Below are 18,271 nucleotides of genomic sequence, written 5' to 3' on the forward strand. Positions count from 1 at the left end.
TGCAGAGCTCGTCACCGAGAACCCTTCGTCGTCGACAGGGCCCCGTATGCCGCCCCGCATCACGCCGGGCGCGGCGTCCGGCCGAATCCACCGCGCCACCGGTCCCGGGGGCGCCGGTGGGTTGGCGCCGCGTCGGCGGGCTTGACTACGGCAGTGGGCGGGTGGGCGTCGAGCCCGTGCTCTCCGGGCGTGCTGCCTGCCCTGTGTCGGTACCGGATCCGTGCTCGGTATCGGTACCGGATCCGTGCTCGGCACGCCCTTCGCGCACAGACGTGGAGCGGGGCCGGAGCGCGACGGACACCATGGCGACGAACGCGAGGGCCCAGACGGCCGCGGCGACCCAGACTTCCCAGCGGCCCATGGCGGTCATCCACGAGGTTCCGGTCACGCGTCCCAGTTCGTGCGTCGTGACCGCGTACATACCGATGGGGAAGACGAGGTTCCACCAGCCGAGCTCGTAGCACAGCGGAATCCGGCGCAGCGCGTGGCGCCATGCGCCCAAGGCGAGCAGGAGCGGGATCAGCCAGCTGGAGAACGCCCACAGGACGACGGACGACCCGAGGACGACCGGACGCGACAGCAGCGTGCTGCCCGGCGGTAGTGAGATCAGCCGTACACCGGCCAGCACGGTGATCGCCGCGGCCCCCATGAAGATCCAGACGGACGTCATGAGGCCTTCCGGCTGCACCGGCCGGGCCAGCAGTCTGGCGAGAACGAGTCCGGCGGTCAGCAGGTACTGGATCAGGCCGACGGCCCAGCACACCACCGCCAGTACGGGCAGTACGTGGCCCGGGGTCACCAGGGCGAGCGAGGCCGCCGCGACCGCCACCGACTCCGAACCCACCGCCCACAGGAACCAGGTGCCGTTCACCTGGTCGAGCGACGGGCCTCGCCTCGACGCGGTGATGAGCGCGAGCGGGATGCCGTAGTCCAGCAACAGCCACCCCAACGCGCCGAACGCCAGGAACGCTCCCGCCACAGCGGTGTGCCCGTCGGGCACGAAGCGCGCGGCCAGCACATTGGAGGAGATGGCGAGGGTGAGGAAGGCGAAGCTGCGCGGTCCGAGGAGATCCGCGACGAACCGCTCTCGATGGCGCAGCAGCCGCCAGCCGTAGGCGGGCACCAGCACGACGAAACCGGCCAGAGCCACCCACAGCAGTGCGGCGGAGGCGGTACCGGCGCCGACGACGTACAGGGCCGTGGAGACGATGCCGGTGCCCATGACGAAGGCGAGCGCCCCCGCGTTGAGGTTCGCCACCGCCGTGGAGACGGCGGCGCGGTGTCCGGGTGGTCGAGGGGCGGCACCCGTGCGTCCGGGCTCGGAATGGTCGTCGTGACGTCGCGCATCGTGGTCTTCGGGATCGCTGAGCCATTCGGCGAGGACCAGGGCATGGCTCCGGCCCATGTCCTGGGTGGCGGTCAGCAGGGTGAGGTTGCCGAGTTCTGCCAGATCCCGTAGGCGGGCAGCCGCCTGCCGGTGGCCTTGATCGGCCAGTTCGAGGAGATAGCGGCGGCGGAATTCATCGAATTGCAGAGGGTTGTAGCCGTACCAGCGCTGCAGCGCGGCGGACGGGGCGATGTCCCGCATCCATTCGTCGAGGGGCGCGCCCCGCCGGCGAATGCCTCCCGGCCAGACCCGGTCGACCAGTACCCGATTGCCGGCCTCTCCGTCCTGGGTGGGCGTCTGTTCGTAGATGCTGTGGCAGGTTATCTGCTTGGCCATGAGGCATCCTCCGGCCGCTCTTGCGGTAGATCCATTTTAGTTGAATGTGCAGTTCAGGGACTCTTGAGTGCAGTGGCTGTGCGGGTACTGGGGGACACCGCGGTGACGACGGTCCGCGTGACGGCCTGAGGAGGTCCTTCAGGACGGCGTGTCCTGGCAGACGGTGCCCTCGCACCTCGGATCCGAGGATCTGGCATCCGTTTCACATGCCGACCTGTATGACCACGTCGTACGGACGACGGTAGAGCCCGGCGAGGACAGGAACGGCGGGTCTTCCGAGCCACATCAGCCTCGCATCAGGACATCGGCCGAGCAGTCCCCCCCGGCCCGGCGGCACCGAACGGACCACGCGCACGAGCCGTGTCCTGATTCGAGGGCTCGATGTCCGAACGCCCCGCCATCGGCGCTGCACGGAACCTGGTTATGACCGTGCGGCCGCGGTCTCGCTGCCGGAAGAACCACCTCTGGGGAAAGACATGGCCGACCGCGATCCATCGGACATCGCACCGCAGCCTCCGCCGATCCTGTGGGTCCTGGGTCTCCTGCACGGAGAGTTGCGGACAGTGCACGGTCTGGCGCTTCACGACTACCTCATCCTCGGTGCTCTCGCCGCGGCCGAGGGGCGGCCCGTGCCCGTGGCCCGGCTGACCGCGTTCCTCGGGGAATCGGGGCACCGGATGTCCTCCCTCCTCAAAGGTCTGCAGGCGGCCGGACTCATCGAGCGTGAGCGTCGTGACGGAGATCGCAGGACCGTCGAGGTGACCCTGACCGACGCAGGACAGACCAGGTTCACCGACGCCGAGAAGACTGCTCAAGCGCTGCTTCGGCCGCACCTCGCCCCCGGACGGATCGCCGCTCAGCGGTCGCCCGCCCGAGGCTGACGACCTCGTGCACGGTCGGCCTTGGCCCGGCGAGGGGTGTGGCGTTGTCGGTGTTCACGCTCGAATCCTGCGGCCGAGGGTGGCGGTCTGCAGGTGCGAGAGCAGACCGGCGACGGCCTGGACGATGTCACACATGTGTTCGCGTCGGCCAAGATGGCCGGCCAGAGCCCGCCAGTCTTCATATGGGCGATGCCTTGCTCGACGCGGATGCGCTGTGAGGAGTGCGCCTTACGCCGCTGTTCGTGCCGCTCCTCGGACCAGGCGGGAGGATTCTTCTTGAACTTGTGATGAGGCGGAGTCACCACTCCTCCGCCCCTCTGTGCGCCCATGCCCTGATAGCCGGCGTCCGCGAGGATCTCCAGGAACGGGCCGCAGGCCGGGAGCTGGGCCAGTCCCAGCCGTCGCGCCTGGGTGATGTCGGTGCAACTGCCCGGCAGGACCGGGCTGCAGAATGGCACGCGCCCACCGGTGTCCGTAAGGACCATGGACTTCACCGCGTTCTGCTCGGTCTTGCCGGAGCCGCAACGGCACCTGGCACGATCGTCTGGTGCCTCGACAATTGGTGACCTTGAGCAAGATCGGGCTCGCGGACTGGCGAGCTGTCCACTCTTGGGCTTCCGACGCCCGGGCTTGCCGCTTCCAGACCTGGGGACCGAACAGTGAAGCGCAGACGCGCGCGTTCGTGACGGATGCGGTCGACGCGTGGGCGCACACACCCCAGCAACGGTTCTCCTACGCGGCGCGTGTCGAGGGCGACGTGGTCGGCATGGGCGAGTTGCATGTCCGAAGCCGAGGACAACGGCAAGGCGAGATCACCTACGTCGTGCACCCGCAGGTCTGGGGCCAGGGCCTGGGAACAGCCATCGCGAACGAGCTGCTCACGCGAGGCTTCGAGGAACTCGACCTCCACCGGATCTATGCCACCTGCGACCCGCGCAACCGTGGGTCGGCTCGGGTGCTCGTCAAAATCGGCATGACATGGGAGGGGCGGCTTCGTCACACCGCGTTGATTCGGGACGGCTGGCGAGACTCTGAGATGTTCAGCATCGTCGAGGACGAGTGGCGCGCGGCTACCCGACCCGGTATCTGACGGAACAGCCGTGAAGAGACGGCTGCCCCTGCAGCGGCAGCTCGGACCCGAGGCGGCGTCTGTGGATGGTCAGCGGCTCGGTCACGCGACCAGCGGGGGTGAACCGAACGTCCGCTGCGGAGCAGGCCGGCGTAGGACGCACGAACGGGACTACCCCTGCGTGCGGCACCGCCGACCCGTCATCACATGACGCAAGGGCTCCTCAAAGGATCCGTGGGGCGAGGTCGCTGCGAGTCGGAACACCTACGTCGGTCGGTCGGCGTGGTGACGGCGCGGCTGATCCTCCGGCTTGCTCAAGCGCCGTGGAATCGCTGGGCTCTTGTCGGCGACCGTGTCACGTCCGGCGATCAGCCGTATGAGGAGGAACCAGTGTCGACGTGGTCCGAGTCCGAAACGGGGTACGGCACGAACGTGCTGCTGTTCTGATCGACGAGGAGCTGATGGCCGAGGGGAGGCGCGGCTCGTTGGGAGCAGTCGAGGCGCTCGCAGACGCGGCAGCCCATGCCGATGGGGGTGGCGGCGGACGCGTTGGTGAGGTCGAGGCCGTCCGAGTAGACAAGGCGGTGGGCGTGGCGGATTTCGCAGCCGAGGCCGATGGCGAAGGTCTTGCCGGGTTCGCCCCAGCCGCCGCGGTGCCGGGTGACGACTCGTGCGGTCCACAAGTAGCGCTGCCCGTGACCTGCACGGTCGAGGACTTCGCGACCCGTGTGCTCGGCAAGACCGTGATCCGGTCCCAGGACCGGGCAGGCTTCGTCGTCAACGCGCTGCTCATCCCCTACCTGCTGTCCGCGATCCGGATGGCAGAGTCCGGCCTCGCCACGGCCGCCGACATCGACGCCGGCATGGAGCTGGGCTGCGCTCACCCGATGGGCCCGCTGAAACTCGCGGACCTGATCGGTCTGGACACCGTCGCCTCGATCGCCGAGTCCCTCTACGACGAGTTCCGCGAGCCGCTCTACGCGCCATCGCCGCTGCTCCACCGGATGGTGCAAGCCGGACTGCTCGGCCGTCGGACCGGCAGGGGGTTCCACACCTACGACCAGGGCTGAGGACCTGGTAGGGCGCGGGCTGAGGGGCCCGTACCGCCGGCGGGACGAGGGTCCCGCGCGGTGTCACAAGGGAGGGGCGGGAGGCGCGAGTGCGGGCGCCTCCCGCCTTGTGGCGTTGCTGCCTTCGAGTGTCCCCCTTCACCATCCGGATGGTGGACGTGCCGCTTTCCCCGAACGCGGCACCCCGTAGGCTGACGGGAGCAGCTGGTTCGCCCCGTCCGCCAGACGGGATGCGTCGTAAGAGGGAACCCGGTGGGAATCCGGGACTGCCCCGCAGCGGTGAGCGGGAACGACCGCCGTCATACGCACTGGGCCCGAAGGAGGGTCTGGGAAGCGACGGCCAGTAGGTGTCCTCCTCGGTGAGGACGTGCCCGTGAGTCCGAAGACCTGCCAACTGCCCGCGCGCGAACCACTCGTGCGCGGACATTCCGGTGACCTCGAGGGCAGGTCGGCGTACACACCAGACGTTCGACCGTGCCTTGCCGCGCGGGGCCGTATCCGTCCGGTTCGTCACCCCTTCGCGCTCTCGTCCCGTCTCCGGAATCTCAGGGATTCATCTCGCGAAGGAGATCTCCGTGACAGCGAAGTCCGCGACCGCGGCAGCACGGGCCACCGTGTACGGCTACCCCCGCCAAGGACAGAACCGCGAACTGAAGAAGGCGATCGAGGGCTATTGGAAGGGCCGTGTCACCGCTGACGCCCTCCGAGCCACCGCCACCGACCTGCGCCGGACGCACTGGCGGCAACTGGCCGAAGCCGGCATCGACGAAGTGCCGACCGGTGACTTCTCGTACTACGACCACGTACTCGACACCACCGTCATGGTCGGCGCGATCCCCGCCCGCCATCGGGGCGCCGTCGCCGCGGACGCCCTGGATGGGTACTTCGCCATGGCGCGCGGCACCCAGGACGTCGCTCCGCTGGAGATGACGAAGTGGTTCGATACGAACTACCACTACCTGGTGCCTGAGCTGGGCCCGGACACGGTGTTCAACGCGGACTCGACCAAGCAGGTCGACGAGTTCAAGGAAGCCCTGGCCCTGGGGCTGACGGCCCGGCCCGTCCTCGTCGGGCCCGTCACCTACCTCCTGCTGGCCAAGGCCGCACAGGGCGTGGCCGCCGACTTCGACCCGCTCGTCCTCCTCGACAGCCTCCTTCCGGTGTATGCGAAGGTCCTCGCCGACCTGCGAGCCGCCGGCGCCACCTGGGTGCAGCTCGACGAGCCGGCCCTCGTGCAGGACCGCACCCCGGCCGCGCTGAACGCAGCGGCCCGCGCCTACCGCGATCTCGGCGCACGCACGGACCGGCCCAAGCTGCTGGTCGCCTCCTACTTCGACCGGCTCGGCGAAGCCCTGCCCGTGCTCGCCAAGGCGCCGGTCGAGGGCCTGTCCCTGGACTTCACCGGGGCGGCGGCCGCCAACCTCGAAGATCTCGCCGCCGTGGGCGGCCTGCCCGGCAAGCGCCTGGTCGCCGGTGTCGTCGACGGCCGCAACATCTGGGTGAACGACCTCGAGAAGTCACTCACGACGCTCGGCACCCTGCTGGGGCTGGCGGACCGGGTCGACGTCGCCACCTCCTGCTCCCTGTTGCACGTGCCGCTCGACGCCTCCGTAGAACGCGACATCGAGCCGCAGATCGTGCGCTGGCTCGCCTTCGCGCGGCAAAAGACACGGGAGGTCGTCACTCTGGCCCGGGGCATCGCCCGGGGCACCGACACGATCGCGGCCGAACTGGCCGCCAACCGGGCCGATCTGGCCTCGCGTGCAGGCTCACCGATCGCTCACGATCCGGCCGTGCGGGCGCGGGCCGCCGCCGTCACCGAGGCCGACGCCCGCCGCTCCCAGCCGTACCCCGAGCGGACGACCGCCCAGCGCGCCCGCCTCGGGCTGCCGCTGCTGCCGACCACCACGATCGGCTCCTTCCCGCAGACGAACGAACTGCGCACGGCACGCGCCGACCTGCGCGCGGGGCGCATCGACACGGGCGGCTACGAGGAGCGTGTCAAGGCCGAGATCCAGGAGGTGATCTCCTTCCAGGAGAAGGCCGGCCTGGACGTCCTGGTGCACGGCGAGGCCGAACGCAATGACATGGTCCAGTACTTCGCCGAGCAGCTCACCGGCTACCTCGCCACTCAGCACGGCTGGGTCCAGTCGTACGGCACGCGGTACGTCCGCCCGCCGATCCTGGCCGGTGACATCTCCCGCCCCGAACCCATGACGGTGCGCTGGACCACGTACGCACAGTCCCTCACGGGGCGTCCGGTCAAGGGCATGCTCACCGGGCCGGTCACCATGCTCGCCTGGTCCTTCGTCCGCGACGACCAGCCCCTCGGCGACACAGCCCGCCAAGTCGCCCTCGCGCTGCGCGACGAGGTGGGCGACCTGGAAGCCGCAGGGGCCTCGGTGATCCAGGTGGACGAGCCGGCGCTGCGCGAGACGCTGCCGCTGCGCACCGCCGACCGAGCCGCCTACCTCGGCTGGGCCACGGAGGCGTTCCGACTGTCCACGGCCGGTGTGCGCCCGGACACCCAGATCCATACGCACATGTGCTACGCCGAGTTCGGCGACATCGTCCAGGCCATCGACGACCTGGACGCCGATGTCATCAGCCTGGAGGCCGCCCGCTCCCACATGCAGGTCGCCCGTGAACTGGCCCGCCACGGCTACCCGCGCGAGGCCGGACCCGGTGTCTACGACATCCACTCCCCGCGCGTTCCGAGCGTCGAGGAGGCGGCCGAACTGCTGCGCACCGGGCTGAAGGCCATCCCCGCGGAACGCCTGTGGGTCAATCCCGACTGTGGCCTGAAGACCCGCGGTTGGTTGGAGACGCGCTCCTCCCTGGAGAACCTGGTCGCAGCCGCCCGCACGGTCCGCGGTGAGCTGTCCCCCTACTAGGCCGGTCGAGAGCAAAGGTCGGGGCGGGAGCGCTCCGGCCTTTGCCGAGCAAGCACGTCTTCTGCCTGACGGCGGGCTACGTGGCGCTCGGCCCCGGCCGCTGCCTGCCGTGTCGGGCACCTCGCCGAGCTGGGGCATCTTCTCACCCGCCTCTAACCCTACAGATCGTAGTGTCGATTTACAGTCCTACAGGCTGTAGGGGGTTCCAGCCCTGTGGTGAGAGACGACGAGAGGTGCACCATGGCCGACGGCTCGAACGCCACGACGACCCGGGAACGTCCCACCGGCCTTCCACTCCTCGCCACCTGGCTCAGCCGCGCCCAGGGGGAGCCCTGGCTCGCGGTGGTCGCAGCCACCTTCACGCTCGCCCAGCTGGTTCTGGTCCGCACGGGGCTCGGCTGGGACGAGACGGTCTACGTCAGCCAGGTCAGCGGCCGTATCCCCGCCGCCTTCTTCAGCGCGCCCCGCGCCCGGGGCATTTCCCTCCTCACGGCACCGATCGCATCGTGGTCCGACTCCACCGCCCTCCTCCGCGCCTACCTCGCGATCCTCTCCGGCCTGGCCCTGCATCTCGCGCTGCGCGTATGGCGGACCCACACCCGGCCGCACGTCCTGGCCCTTGCCGGTGCCCTGTTCGCCTCCTTGTGGGTCACGCTGTTCTACGGCCCGCAGGCCATGCCGAACTACTGGGTAGCCATCGGTGCCCTCGCCTGCGTGGGCTGCTTCGTACGTGTCCGCATGAACGGACGGGACCGGCCGGCGTGGTGGGGCGTGTTCATGGGCGCGGCACTGATGGCGTGGATGCGCCCGATGGACGCGGTCTACGTCGCTCTGCCACTGTTCGCCTTCGCCCTGCGCAGCCCGCGCCTTCTCGCCGTGATGGCTGCCGGACTGCTGGCCGGCGCAGGGGAGTGGGTGGCAGAGGCGTACGCGAGCTACGGCGGCCTCACGCATCGCCTGGCCGACGCCTCCCGCATCCAGGGTGGCCTCGGCTGGCATCTCGCCGCCGTCGATCAACTCCGCAGCCTCGGCGGCCGTACCCTCTGCCGCCCCTGTACCGGGCCACTGCCCGACCCGGCCGTGACCCTGTGGTGGTTCGCACTGCCGCTCCTCGCCGGCCTGGGCGCATGGTCCGCCACCCGCACCCGACGCACGCTGCCCGTCCTGCTCGCCGGAACCTGTGCCGTCACGATCGCTGTGCCCTACTTGTTCCTCATCGGCTACGCAGCTCCCCGATTTCTGCTGCCCGCCTACGCCTTGCTCGCCCTTCCCGTCGCCCATGGCATTGCCCACCTGGTCACAGCTCCTGCCCGGGTGACCGCGCGTACCATCGCCGTGAGCCTGGTGGCCGCCGTCCTGGCATGTCATCTGGCCGTGCAGTACACCGTCCTGGAACACACCGTGCGCAACTCCGCTGCCGCCCGAGCTGGCTGGTCCCGCACCGCCGCGGCACTTCACGAGTTCGGTGTACGGCCGCCATGTCTGCTCAGTGGATACGAGGCCGTCCCGATCGCCTTCTACAGCGGCTGCGGCTCGGCCCAGACCACAGGTCACGACACCAGCACCACCACGGCCTCACTGATCCGAGCCGTCCACCGGACACCGTTTGCCGTTCTCCGCCTGCCGGGACATCGGCCACCCGCCTATGCCCGCAGCTGGCGGGTGAAGCGGGTAGGACATCTCCAGGCGTACGTGGCACCCGACGCGTGGCGGGGGTGGTGAAGGCGTGATCGTGACCGATGATCAGACGACAGGGGCCCGGGGTGGGCGCTGGTACCTCCAACTGGGAGTTGGCGCAGCACTGCTCATCGCCGGCGGCGGGATGCTTGCTGCGCATCGTGCCACGCTGGACAGCGGGACCGAGCGGCTCACGGCCGGCGACATGGAGTGGCTCCTGCTCGCCTGCCTCGCCGCTGTGGCCACATGGGTGTGCGCGGCCGTGGCACAACAGGGCGCGGTCGCCGAGCAGCTGCCCACGCGGCGTCTGGTGGCCGCGCAGTTCGCGGCGAGCGCTGCCAATCACCTGCTTCCGGCCGGTGCCGGGGCGACCGTCGTCAATCTGCGGTTCCTGATCCGGTGCGGGCTGTCGCCCAGACGCGCTGCAACCGCATTGGCGGTGAAGGCAACCGTCGGCGGGATCGTCCGGTGCACGCTGGGCGTGGCCCTGCTGACGACCTCACCCGGCACACTCCGTCTGTCCGCGCGGGTTCCCTGCGTCCTGTTCCTGCTGCCGACGGCGGCCACAGCCGTCGCGTTGGCGTTCGCGGCGAGCGGCCGCCTCCGGCGAGCGGTGCGCCAGGTCCTTGCCGATGTGCGGGACGTTCACCGGCACCGAACGCGTGCCTGGGCGTTGTGGGGAGGATCGATCGCGTTCGCGCTCATGCACGCGGCGGTGGTCGTCGCGATGGTCCGCGCGCTGGGCCTCGGCCTGCCTACGAGGCACGTGGTCATGGCGTACCTCGTGGCCAGTGGAGCCGCGGCGCTGCTCCCGACGCCGGGCGGGCTCGGATCGCTGGACACCGCACTCGCCCTGGTGCTCACCGCCGCCGGTGCCCCCGGACAGGCGGCCGTCTCGGCAGTCCTCGGCTACCGCCTGGTGACCGGATGGCTGCCGATGGCCCCTGGCCTGCTGGTCCTGGTTCTGTTGGTCCGTCGCGCGGCCTTGTGAGGCGCACTGTCCGCCGGACTCGTCCGGGGCTCGATGTCGTGGCTGCGGTTGCCGGTCTCCACTGCCCTCGCCTGCCATCGGTGGGCTCCGTTCGGCCGGATCGACCAGGCGATTGCCGACGCCCCTGGCGAGGCATGTGATCGCCTTCCATGCTGCGATGGCGTCAAGTGCCCGCCTCTTCGGCCCAGGGGCGCTGCCCCACTCTCGGTGATCAATGTTCTCGACGGCGACCGGCCACTTCACCAGCGGTGGGTGCCGGCTTGCCGCGGTCGACCGGCCGGCTGGCGCAACTGCCGCCGCCGACAGCGGTGTACAGGAACTGGTGTCGCCGACGAGCTGCATGACAGGAGAGCAGGCGTCCGCCCGCGTGTTTCCTCCGAGCGGGGGCGGAGGAAACACGCGGGCGTGATCTACGGCGACCCGCACGAGTGGAGGGTTCGCTTGGCGCGCTCGATCACATGGGCGCCGATATTCCACCCGGTGTCATTCGGGAGGCACAGATTCGGCGAGCCTTGCGGAGGCGGTCCCGTGCCGACGGTGCTGCCGTTGAGGGCTTCAGGCGCTGTTGCCTGTCTGGCGGGTCTGCCGGGAGCGGATCAGTTCGAGGCCGATCGGCACGAGGGAGACCACGACGATCACGGCGATGATGGGCAGGAGATAACGGTCGACGTTGGGCACTGAAGCGCCCAGGCCGTAGCCGGCGAGGACCAGGCCGACCGTCCACAGCAGACCCCCGAGGGTCTGCCACAGGGCGAAGGTGCGTGCCGGGACGGCCAGGATGCCGGCCAGGGGGTTCAGTACGGTGCGCACGATGGGCAGGAACCGGGCCAGCACGATCGCCTTGGCGTGACCGTACCGGTGGAGGATGTCCCCGGCGCGGTCGGCGCCTTCTCGGAGTTTGCGGGACTTCGTGCGGGCCAGGAATGCCGGGCCTGCCTTGCGGCCCAGCAGGTATCCGGTCTGTGCGCCGGCGAGGGCTCCGGTCGCGGCGGCGACGAGGACCCAGGGCAGTGACAGGTGGCCCGGCTGCGTCGCCGAGCCGGCGCACAGCAGCCCGGCGGTGAACAGCAGGGAGTCGCCGGGCAGGAAGAAGCCGATGAGGAGACCGGTCTCGGCGAAGAGGACGACGGCGATGCCGAGGGTGCCGAAGGCGGCGAGCAACGACTGCGCGTCGAGAAGGTTCACGGCGAGGTGCACCTGAGATGCGGCTTGGTGTGCGAGCGTCATGGACGAGCCTCTTCGTGATGCCGGCAGGGGGCAGATGATCCGGACGCTCGAAGGCATGCGCGACCCACGAGCGCCTATCCTGTCTACAAGACAGTAGTCGGTCTACTTCACTGTAGACGATAGGGAGGGGGAGGTGGCCGTATGACGGACACGGAGGGCGAGCGCAGGCCCGCCGGCGAGTTGGAAGCGAGCGTGCTCGCGGCACTGTGGGCCGCCGGCGCTCCACAGTCGGCCGCCCAGGTGCGAGCCGCGATATCCCAGGATCTGGCGCGCACCACGGTGGCGACTCTGCTGGGGCGGCTGCACGACAAGGGGATGGTGGGGCGCCGGCCCGACAAACGCGGTTTCGTGTACTTCGCCATGCAGGACTCCCACGGCCTGACGGCCCGACGTATGCATCGTGAACTCGACCACAGCGGAGATGACCGCAGTCTCGTGCTGGCCCGGTTCGTCGAGGGGCTCAACGCACAGGACGAAGCCGAGCTGCGCCGCCTGCTGGAGGAAGACCGCCCGTGATCACCCTCCTCCGGGTCCCTCTGCTGCTGCCCTGGGTGCTGCCGCCACTGGCGCGGCGGACCACGGAGCGGGTGCGTCCGGCTGTCGCCCTGTTCGCGATCACCGGCGCCGCGGTTGTACCGGCCCTTGGCGTGGTCGCCTGCCTGGGCCTCCTGCTCCTGCCCCTGGCGCTCCGTCTCCCCACGCTCGCCGGCCTCGTGCATCTGCGCCAGCCGGTCCAGGCGGGCCCGGCGACCCTCGTATTCGGGGCTGCCGCACCGGCTGCGCTAGCGGTGACCGTGATCGCCGGAACGCGGGGCGCCGCGGCCGAAGTGCCGCGCCTGCGCGCAGCCCGCGACCGTGTGGCGGGACTCCCGCATGCCGGGGGCTGTGCGTGCTCGGCGACGACCGGCCGGACGCTTTCGCGTTGCCCGGCGGTCTTCGAGGGGCGGGCCGGATCGTGGTGACCGCGGGAATGCTCCGGGCACTGGACGGGCAGGAACGCGAAGCGCTCCTCGGCCACGAGCGCGCTCATCCGACTGCGCGCCACTACCCGTCCCAGGCGGCCGCGCAACTCGCCGGCTGATGTCATCAGGCCTGGCCGCTGTCGTCCCGCAGTTCTGCTTCGCCGCTGAACGCGCCGCGGACGAGGACGCCGCCGGGGCGTGCGGTGGCCGGCGGCCGACCGCGCGCGCCGTCGAGCGCGCCGCCCTGGCCGTCGCCTCGCATCGCTCAGCATCAGCGCTGCATCGATGCCGAGGCCCGCCGGTGTTCCACCAGACCTGAATGCATTCTGACCGCCGCGTGCCACCGCGCCCGCTCCTCGCCGCGCGCGATCAGCATGGACACCATGAGCAACGCGATGTCCCTTCGCATACCGGCCCTTCTTCCGAACCCCCATTGCCGGAGAAGGGCCACCATGTGCATCCCGCCTGCTGTCCGACCACCCGCCGACCGAGCAACGCACTGGCTCCAACGCCGACTCGGCCAGGCAGTCCTCATGTCCTACACCGCCGCCCTCCTGGCACCGGAACTCGGACAGTGGCTGCGCCGTGTCCACTCCCTTTCTCTGGGCGCTGCGGGCAATGTGCCCCTGCACACCACACGACTGCTCCTCTGCTTGGTGCTCTTCTCAGCCGGACTCCAGGTACCTGTACGCGCATTGGGAACCCTCCTGCGACGACCCACAGCGATGCTCGCCGGACTGACACTGCATCTGACCATCCCGCTCGTCGCCATTCCCGCTGTCGCCCTGATGCTGCGGCAGACCTCCGACACCGACGGCGGCAGCGGTTTGGTCGCCGCGATGATTCTCATCGTGGCCATGCCCGTGGCTGCCGGAGCGACCGTGTGGACCGGCAAGGGGGCCGGCGACCAGCCGACCATGGTGGGACTCGTCCTCGCATCCACACTCCTGAGCCCCTTCTCCACCCCTCTCGTCATCCATGCTCTGCTGCCGCACCTCAGCGACAGTTACGCGCACACACTCACCAGCGCCGAGAGCAGCGCCAATGCCACGTTCGCCTTCGTCGACGTCGTGCTGCCCTGCGCGGCAGGGCTCCTGTGCCGTCTGGCCTTGCCCGCACTGGCGCTGAAGCGCCTGATCAGCGCGATCGTGCCCCTCGCTCTCGCCGGCTCATTCGTACTGACCTACGTCAATGCCAGCGGCGCGTTCGGCTCCTTCCTGGACCGTCCACGCCCAGCGCTACTGGCAGGCGCAATCGCAGTGGCGGCACTGGTATGCCTGATGTCCATGGCGGTCGGCCGCACTGCGGCCCGGATGCTGCGACTGGAAGCCTCGACCGCCGCATCCCTGACACTCGCCTGCGGCATGAACAACAGCAGCGCGAGCGCGGTCCTCATCAGCTCCGTGCTGCCCGACAAACCGCACCTGCTCTTGCCGGTACTTGCATACGGACTGATCCAGAAGACGGCTGCCAACCGGGTCGTACGCCCCAAAAGCTCATCCAGTTGATGCGAGCGGCGTCTGCGGCGAGTGGCAGCACCTCGCACAGCGTGGACAATGATCAGCAGGGCAACGGATGTTCACGAGAAAAGACGTCACCGGGGTCAGCATCGCTCGTCGTTCTGGAAGGTGCTATGACCGCCGGGCGGTGCTCGGAACCCATGTGCGGGCCGGTCTGGAACCACGGCAGGATGGGCGGATGGAGCAACCTCTTGACGTGCCTGAACTCGCCGCTGGTGGTGGATTCACGCTTCGGCCGTGGCGCCTTTCGGACCTTCCGCTTGTCCGTGAGGCGTCGGAGGACGACTACATCCCGTTGATCACGACGGTGCCGTGGCCCTACTCCGAGCCGGCAGGCGTCGCGTTCATAGAACGGCAGTGGAGCCGGGCGACCACGAGGGCTGGGTATACGTTCGTCATCGTGGCCTCCGACGGTCGGCCGGTCGGCCAGGTGGGGCTGTGGCTGAAGAACCTGGCAGAGGGCCGTGCGTCGCTGGGCTACTGGGTCGTCAAGTCGGCGCGTGGCCAGGGCGCCGCCGTGGCTGCCGTCGACGCAGTGGTCGGCTGGGCCCTGCGCGATCTGCGGATTCCCCGGCTCGAACTGTGGGTGGAGCCGTGGAACATGGCTTCCGTGCGTACCGCCGAGCGTGCTGGGTTCCGACGTGAGGAGCTGCTGCGGGGATGGCAGCAGGTGGGTGACGAGCGCCGGGACATGTTCATGTACTCGCTGTTGAGTGAATGATGGTGCCGTTGAAGGGGAGTCGGTCGGCGATGGCCGCGCAAAGACGGGGATCTGTGAACGTCTTCGTCCACCCTCAAGACGACTCGTTGGAGGCGATGGCGACACCCTTCTTCTCCTCGCGCCCGGTCAGCTCCTGGGAGAGCAACTCGGCGCCGTGCCGGTCCAGTTCCATGTAGCCGAGCTCATCACGCACAAAAGGTCGACGCGGCCGTGGCGGGCGAGGGTCTTGCTGAGCTGCCCTCTTGATCCACTCACAGCCGGCGAGGAAGCCGCGGACGTCGTCCTCGATCAGCCACTGCCCGCAGCCGTGTCCGGCTTGTGTGTGACGGGCCAGGACAGCGACACGATCCTCGCAAACCGCACCTGCGAACGATGCCGACGCGGAGCAAACCAACTCCCCACGTGATCATCGACACCCGAGAGGCAGGATTGTCCTGGTCAGCGAGACGGGAATTGATCACGGCGCCAATCACTGTGAAGGGACAGAGCAAACGCCGTGACTACCGCAGCGCCTCCCCCCATACCCAAGGCAGCGGGATCCCTCCCACTGCTCGGCCACGCGATACCGCTCATGCGCGACAACCTCGGCTTCATCGCTTCCCTGCGCAACTACGGGCCTCTCGTCGAGATCCGTCTCCAGCCGCAACAGCCGACGATCGTGATCAACGATCCGGCCCTCATCCGCACCATGCTGGTCGACGTCGCCCCCACACTCGACAAGGGCCGCTTCTTCGAGAAGATGGGTCAGCTCCTCGGCGACAGCGTCGTCACCGCGGCCGGCGCCGAACACGTCCGCAAGCGCCGCCAGTTGCAGCCTGCCTTCCGGCACACAGAGATCGCCCGCTACGTCGACCTCATGCGCGACCAGGTCACGACGACCGCCGAGGGCTGGGTGCCCGGACAGGTCCTCGATGTGCGCGAGGCCATGGTCAAGCTCTCCCTCGACATGCTCGCCGCGACCGTGTTCTCCTCCAGCATCGAGCCGCAGGCCTTCGACCAGCTGCGACACGACCTGTCGGTGGTGATGAACGGGGTCGGCACCCGGATCATGCTGCCGGACTGGGCGGAGAGGCTCCCACTGCCCGCCAACCGGCGCTTCACCGCGGCACGGGACGCCGTGCGCGCCACCATCTACGACGCGGTCGACCAGCTACGGGCTTCGGGCCGCGACACCGGCGACATGCTGTCCCTGCTCCTCAAGGCCGAAGACGAGGCGACCGGTGCACCGCTGACACCGCACCAGATCTGCTCCGAGATCCTCACCCTCGCCGTCGCCGGCACCGAGACGACCGCCTCCGTCCTGGCCTGGGTGCTGTACGAGCTCGCCCGCCATCCCGAGATCGACGAACGCGTCCAGGCCGAGCTCGACGAGGTCCTGGGCGAACGTCCGCTCACCTTCGACGACCTCACACAGCTTCCCTACCTGGGCCGGGTCGTCACCGAGGCCACCCGTCTGCACCACACAGGCTGGCTGGTCACCCGCCGCACCCTCCAGCCCACCCGCATCGGCCAGTGGGACATCCCGGCCGGCACGGAGCTCGCCTACTGCCAGCACGCCCTGCACCGTGACCCAGCGCTTTTCCCGGACCCGCTGGCCTTCAACCCGGACCGCTGGCTGGACGACGGCCAACCTGCCCTGCCCGACGGTGCGTTCCTGCCCTTCGGCGCGGGCAAGCACAAGTGCATCGGAGACCGGTTCGCCCAGGCCGAGATCACCACGGCGATCGCCACCCTCGTGCGGGCCTGGCGGCTGGAGATGGCTCCTGGCCAGAAGATCCGTCCCGTCGCCCGGGCCACGGTCCGGCCCAGCACCCTGCGCATGACCGCCCGCCGCCGCGAAGACAGCCAGCAGCCCACATCAGCCGGTTCACCATGACCAGGCAGCCACATGCCGTGCCCGGGACTGGACAGGGACGCCGTAGATCTTTTCCGGCCTCGTCAAGTTGAAGTCGAACTGTGCTGAGAGGGGCGGGCCGCGCGGCCCGCCCCTCCCTCATGTCCGGCGGATCACCAGCCGATGCCGAGCGTCAGTCCGGTCGGCGGGTTCGCGTTGCTCAGGATCTGTACGGACGACTGGTCGTTGATGTCGTCGTAGGGGAAGGCGTAGGCGCGCTGGTCGAGTCCCACGGTGTGCATGAAGGCGGCGTAGTCGTTCTTGACGCCTCCGTTGTAGTAGGTGGACGGGGTGTACCAGGCTGAGGTGTCGAGGGCCACGCCCCGGTTGAACGCGGCGCAGAACTCGGCGCCGAGTTGCTTCTCCGGGTCGCTGCCCGAGGCCAGGGCGCCCGCGCAGGCCATGACGTCGGGGGAGGACGGTTTGTGGAGCGTGTAGGGGCCGGCGCCGTTCTTGGTGAAGGTGAGTGTGGTCCCGGAGACCTGGCCGGTGAAGGTCTCACCGAGCCGGGTGAGTTCGAAGGGGTGGGCGGAGTAGTAGGACCAGGTCTGGTCGATGGTCGACTCGAGGTGGTTGGCCTGGGAGCCTCCCGCGAGGAAGGAGTTGGAGGAGCGCGGCGCGATGATGCGGTAGGCGTTCTGCAGCGGTTTGAAGGCTGTACCCACCGAGGCGGCGTATTGCGACATGACCTGGGCGCGGGTCAGTGTGATGCCCCGGGTGGTGTCGTAGCCGCTCGACGTCTGCGTCAGCCGTGAGGTCATCGGGAAACCGAACTGGTCGACCTGGGTGGTGTTGCCGCCGAAGGCCACCTGCCCGAAGACGTATGTGTACTCGTACCAGTCGTAGTAGACGTCGGTGTTGGGGTCGTTGGGGTTGCGCAGGTCGGGGCCGCCCCAACCCTGGTCGTCAGGAGAGACCGGAATGTACAGCGGGGAGCCGAGGGAGACGTAGATGCGGCCGCCGCGGATCGACGTGGGGGAGGGGACCGAGGTGCCGGACTGGGCCAGGGTGAACGACATGTTCGGGTAGTTCACGCCGTTCTTGGTCAGGTGTCCGGGCGCGTTCGCGTCCAGGTGACTGATGTGGGTCATGGTCCCGTCGGACTTCATGTACGACCACTGGCCGGGAGTCACCTGACCGAGCACGGTCACGTAGATCTGTGAGTTCGCATACGTGCCACGGGTGTTGTTCTGGAAGGTGATCGGGAAGCTGCCGGTGCCGCCCCCGCCACCTCCCTGGCCGGTGCCGACGGTGTAGGTGAAGTGCGGGGTGTCGTAGAGCGGGCCACCCTTCTCATAGGTGAACCAGTACTCCAGGGTGAAGCCGTTCGGCAGGCTGCTGACGTTCTGCTGCCAGGTCCCGGCGTTGTTCGTCATCCGGAAGTTCTGCTGACCGGCACTGGGTGACAGGTAGTGCACATCGACCAGGGACGCGGGGGTGGTGGGCTTGAACCAGATCTGGACGGAGCCCGAGCCGGTCGCGGTGATGCCCTGGGTGTAGTCGACGGCGGCCTTCGCGGGCGCCGCCCCGGCCAGCCCGAGCGCCAGCACCGTGAGGAGGGCGGTCAGGACGGCCGTCACCAGCCTCTGGACCTCGGGGCGTGGCGCCCTGGACGACATGGCGGGGGAGTAGGTGATCATCT

General features: G+C 69.2%; 17 protein-coding genes, 3 pseudogenes and 1 riboswitch. Of the genes and pseudogenes, 12 read left to right on the forward strand and 8 right to left on the reverse strand.

From position 1 onward, the window contains the following. Positions 1–145: 145 nt before the first annotated feature. Positions 146–1,723 carry an SLAC1 family transporter gene (locus ABEB03_RS33040; protein WP_345656513.1) on the reverse strand — a complete coding sequence of 526 codons (1,578 nt, stop codon included), beginning with the start codon at positions 1,721–1,723 and terminating at the stop codon, positions 146–148. A gap of 476 nt (positions 1,724–2,199) precedes the next feature. Here ABEB03_RS33040 and ABEB03_RS33045 point away from each other — a divergent pair, with 476 nt between their 5' ends. Next, positions 2,200–2,604: a helix-turn-helix domain-containing protein gene (locus tag ABEB03_RS33045; protein WP_345656514.1), complete on the forward strand. Its 405-nt coding sequence runs from the start codon at positions 2,200–2,202 to the stop codon at positions 2,602–2,604. On the opposite strand, the gene ABEB03_RS33050 is transcribed toward ABEB03_RS33045, so the two are convergent. After that, entirely contained in the window at positions 2,580–3,164 is a 585-nt protein-coding gene (locus ABEB03_RS33050; protein ID WP_345656611.1) for a transposase family protein, read from the reverse strand. The two genes, ABEB03_RS33045 and ABEB03_RS33050, sit on opposite strands and share 25 nt — an antisense overlap. Before the next feature lie 2 nt (positions 3,165–3,166). Here ABEB03_RS33050 and ABEB03_RS33055 point away from each other — a divergent pair, with 2 nt between their 5' ends. After that, on the forward strand, positions 3,167–3,694 hold the full coding sequence (locus ABEB03_RS33055) for a GNAT family N-acetyltransferase (RefSeq protein WP_345656515.1): 528 nt from the start codon (positions 3,167–3,169) through the stop codon (positions 3,692–3,694). A gap of 347 nt (positions 3,695–4,041) precedes the next feature. Here ABEB03_RS33055 and ABEB03_RS33060 read toward each other — a convergent pair. Next, positions 4,042–4,368: pseudogene (locus tag ABEB03_RS33060) on the reverse strand (short-chain fatty acyl-CoA regulator family protein); the annotation flags it as partial. A 12-nt stretch (positions 4,369–4,380) separates the two neighbouring features. Between ABEB03_RS33060 and ABEB03_RS33065 the strand changes: the two are divergent. The 4 genes and pseudogenes from ABEB03_RS33065 to ABEB03_RS33080 form a co-directional block, all read left to right on the forward strand. Then, a pseudogene (locus tag ABEB03_RS33065) lies at positions 4,381–4,743 on the forward strand (3-hydroxyacyl-CoA dehydrogenase family protein); the annotation flags it as partial. A gap of 188 nt (positions 4,744–4,931) precedes the next feature. After that, a riboswitch (cobalamin riboswitch) is annotated at positions 4,932–5,152 on the forward strand. Between the two features lie 166 nt (positions 5,153–5,318). Continuing rightward, a complete protein-coding gene (metE, locus tag ABEB03_RS33070; protein ID WP_345656516.1) occupies positions 5,319–7,637 on the forward strand; it encodes a 5-methyltetrahydropteroyltriglutamate--homocysteine S-methyltransferase in 2,319 nt (772 codons plus the stop codon). 240 nt (positions 7,638–7,877) lie between these two features. Next, complete coding sequence (locus ABEB03_RS33075; protein ID WP_345656517.1) at positions 7,878–9,359, forward strand: hypothetical protein; 1,482 nt, start codon at positions 7,878–7,880, stop codon at positions 9,357–9,359. Positions 9,360–9,369: 10 nt separating this feature from the next. Then, a complete protein-coding gene (locus ABEB03_RS33080) occupies positions 9,370–10,305 on the forward strand; it encodes a lysylphosphatidylglycerol synthase transmembrane domain-containing protein (RefSeq protein ID WP_345656518.1) in 936 nt (311 codons plus the stop codon). A 555-nt stretch (positions 10,306–10,860) separates the two neighbouring features. Here ABEB03_RS33080 and ABEB03_RS33085 read toward each other — a convergent pair. Then, entirely contained in the window at positions 10,861–11,532 is a 672-nt protein-coding gene (locus ABEB03_RS33085) for a DedA family protein (RefSeq protein WP_345656519.1), read from the reverse strand. A 141-nt stretch (positions 11,533–11,673) separates the two neighbouring features. Between ABEB03_RS33085 and ABEB03_RS33090 the strand changes: the two genes are divergently transcribed. From ABEB03_RS33090 to ABEB03_RS45470, 3 genes are read left to right on the forward strand one after another with little or no spacing between them, the layout of a single operon-like run. Then, a complete protein-coding gene (locus ABEB03_RS33090) occupies positions 11,674–12,048 on the forward strand; it encodes a BlaI/MecI/CopY family transcriptional regulator (protein WP_345656520.1) in 375 nt (124 codons plus the stop codon). Beyond that, the gene (locus tag ABEB03_RS33095; RefSeq protein WP_345656521.1) at positions 12,045–12,494 is read left to right on the forward strand and encodes a hypothetical protein; all 450 of its coding nucleotides are present in this window, start codon (positions 12,045–12,047) and stop codon (positions 12,492–12,494) included. The genes ABEB03_RS33090 and ABEB03_RS33095 overlap by 4 nt, the downstream gene beginning before the upstream one ends. Beyond that, positions 12,422–12,613: a M48 family metalloprotease gene (locus ABEB03_RS45470; RefSeq protein ID WP_425589340.1), complete on the forward strand. Its 192-nt coding sequence runs from the start codon at positions 12,422–12,424 to the stop codon at positions 12,611–12,613. The genes ABEB03_RS33095 and ABEB03_RS45470 overlap by 73 nt, the downstream gene beginning before the upstream one ends. Before the next feature lie 5 nt (positions 12,614–12,618). Here the strand turns inward: ABEB03_RS45470 and ABEB03_RS33100 are convergent, their stop codons facing one another. Beyond that, on the reverse strand, positions 12,619–12,756 hold the full coding sequence (locus ABEB03_RS33100) for a hypothetical protein (protein ID WP_345656522.1): 138 nt from the start codon (positions 12,754–12,756) through the stop codon (positions 12,619–12,621). Positions 12,757–12,765: 9 nt separating this feature from the next. After that, positions 12,766–12,903 (reverse strand): hypothetical protein, encoded by a 138-nt coding sequence (locus ABEB03_RS33105; RefSeq protein WP_345656523.1) that lies wholly within the window; start codon positions 12,901–12,903, stop codon positions 12,766–12,768. Between the two features lie 124 nt (positions 12,904–13,027). Between ABEB03_RS33105 and ABEB03_RS33110 the strand changes: the two genes are divergently transcribed. Then, positions 13,028–14,002, forward strand: a complete 975-nt coding sequence (locus tag ABEB03_RS33110; RefSeq protein ID WP_345656524.1) for a bile acid:sodium symporter family protein — start codon at positions 13,028–13,030, stop codon at positions 14,000–14,002. A 208-nt stretch (positions 14,003–14,210) separates the two neighbouring features. Further along, entirely contained in the window at positions 14,211–14,735 is a 525-nt protein-coding gene (locus ABEB03_RS33115; RefSeq protein ID WP_345656525.1) for a GNAT family N-acetyltransferase, read from the forward strand. Here the strand turns inward: ABEB03_RS33115 and ABEB03_RS33120 are convergent. Then, positions 14,710–14,972, reverse strand: a pseudogene (locus tag ABEB03_RS33120) (ATP-binding protein); the annotation flags it as partial. The gene ABEB03_RS33115 and the pseudogene ABEB03_RS33120 sit on opposite strands and share 26 nt — an antisense overlap. Positions 14,973–15,231: 259 nt before the next feature. Between ABEB03_RS33120 and ABEB03_RS33125 the strand changes: the two are divergent. Continuing rightward, positions 15,232–16,611, forward strand: a complete 1,380-nt coding sequence (locus ABEB03_RS33125) for a cytochrome P450 (RefSeq protein WP_345656526.1) — start codon at positions 15,232–15,234, stop codon at positions 16,609–16,611. 131 nt (positions 16,612–16,742) lie between these two features. On the opposite strand, the gene ABEB03_RS33130 is transcribed toward ABEB03_RS33125, so the two are convergent. Further along, positions 16,743–18,269, reverse strand: a complete 1,527-nt coding sequence (locus ABEB03_RS33130) for a glycoside hydrolase family 64 protein (RefSeq protein WP_345656527.1) — start codon at positions 18,267–18,269, stop codon at positions 16,743–16,745. Positions 18,270–18,271 lie beyond the last annotated feature (2 nt).

Source organism: Streptomyces siamensis, assembly GCF_039543605.1.
In the GTDB taxonomy this organism is placed as follows: domain Bacteria; phylum Actinomycetota; class Actinomycetes; order Streptomycetales; family Streptomycetaceae; genus Streptomyces; species Streptomyces siamensis.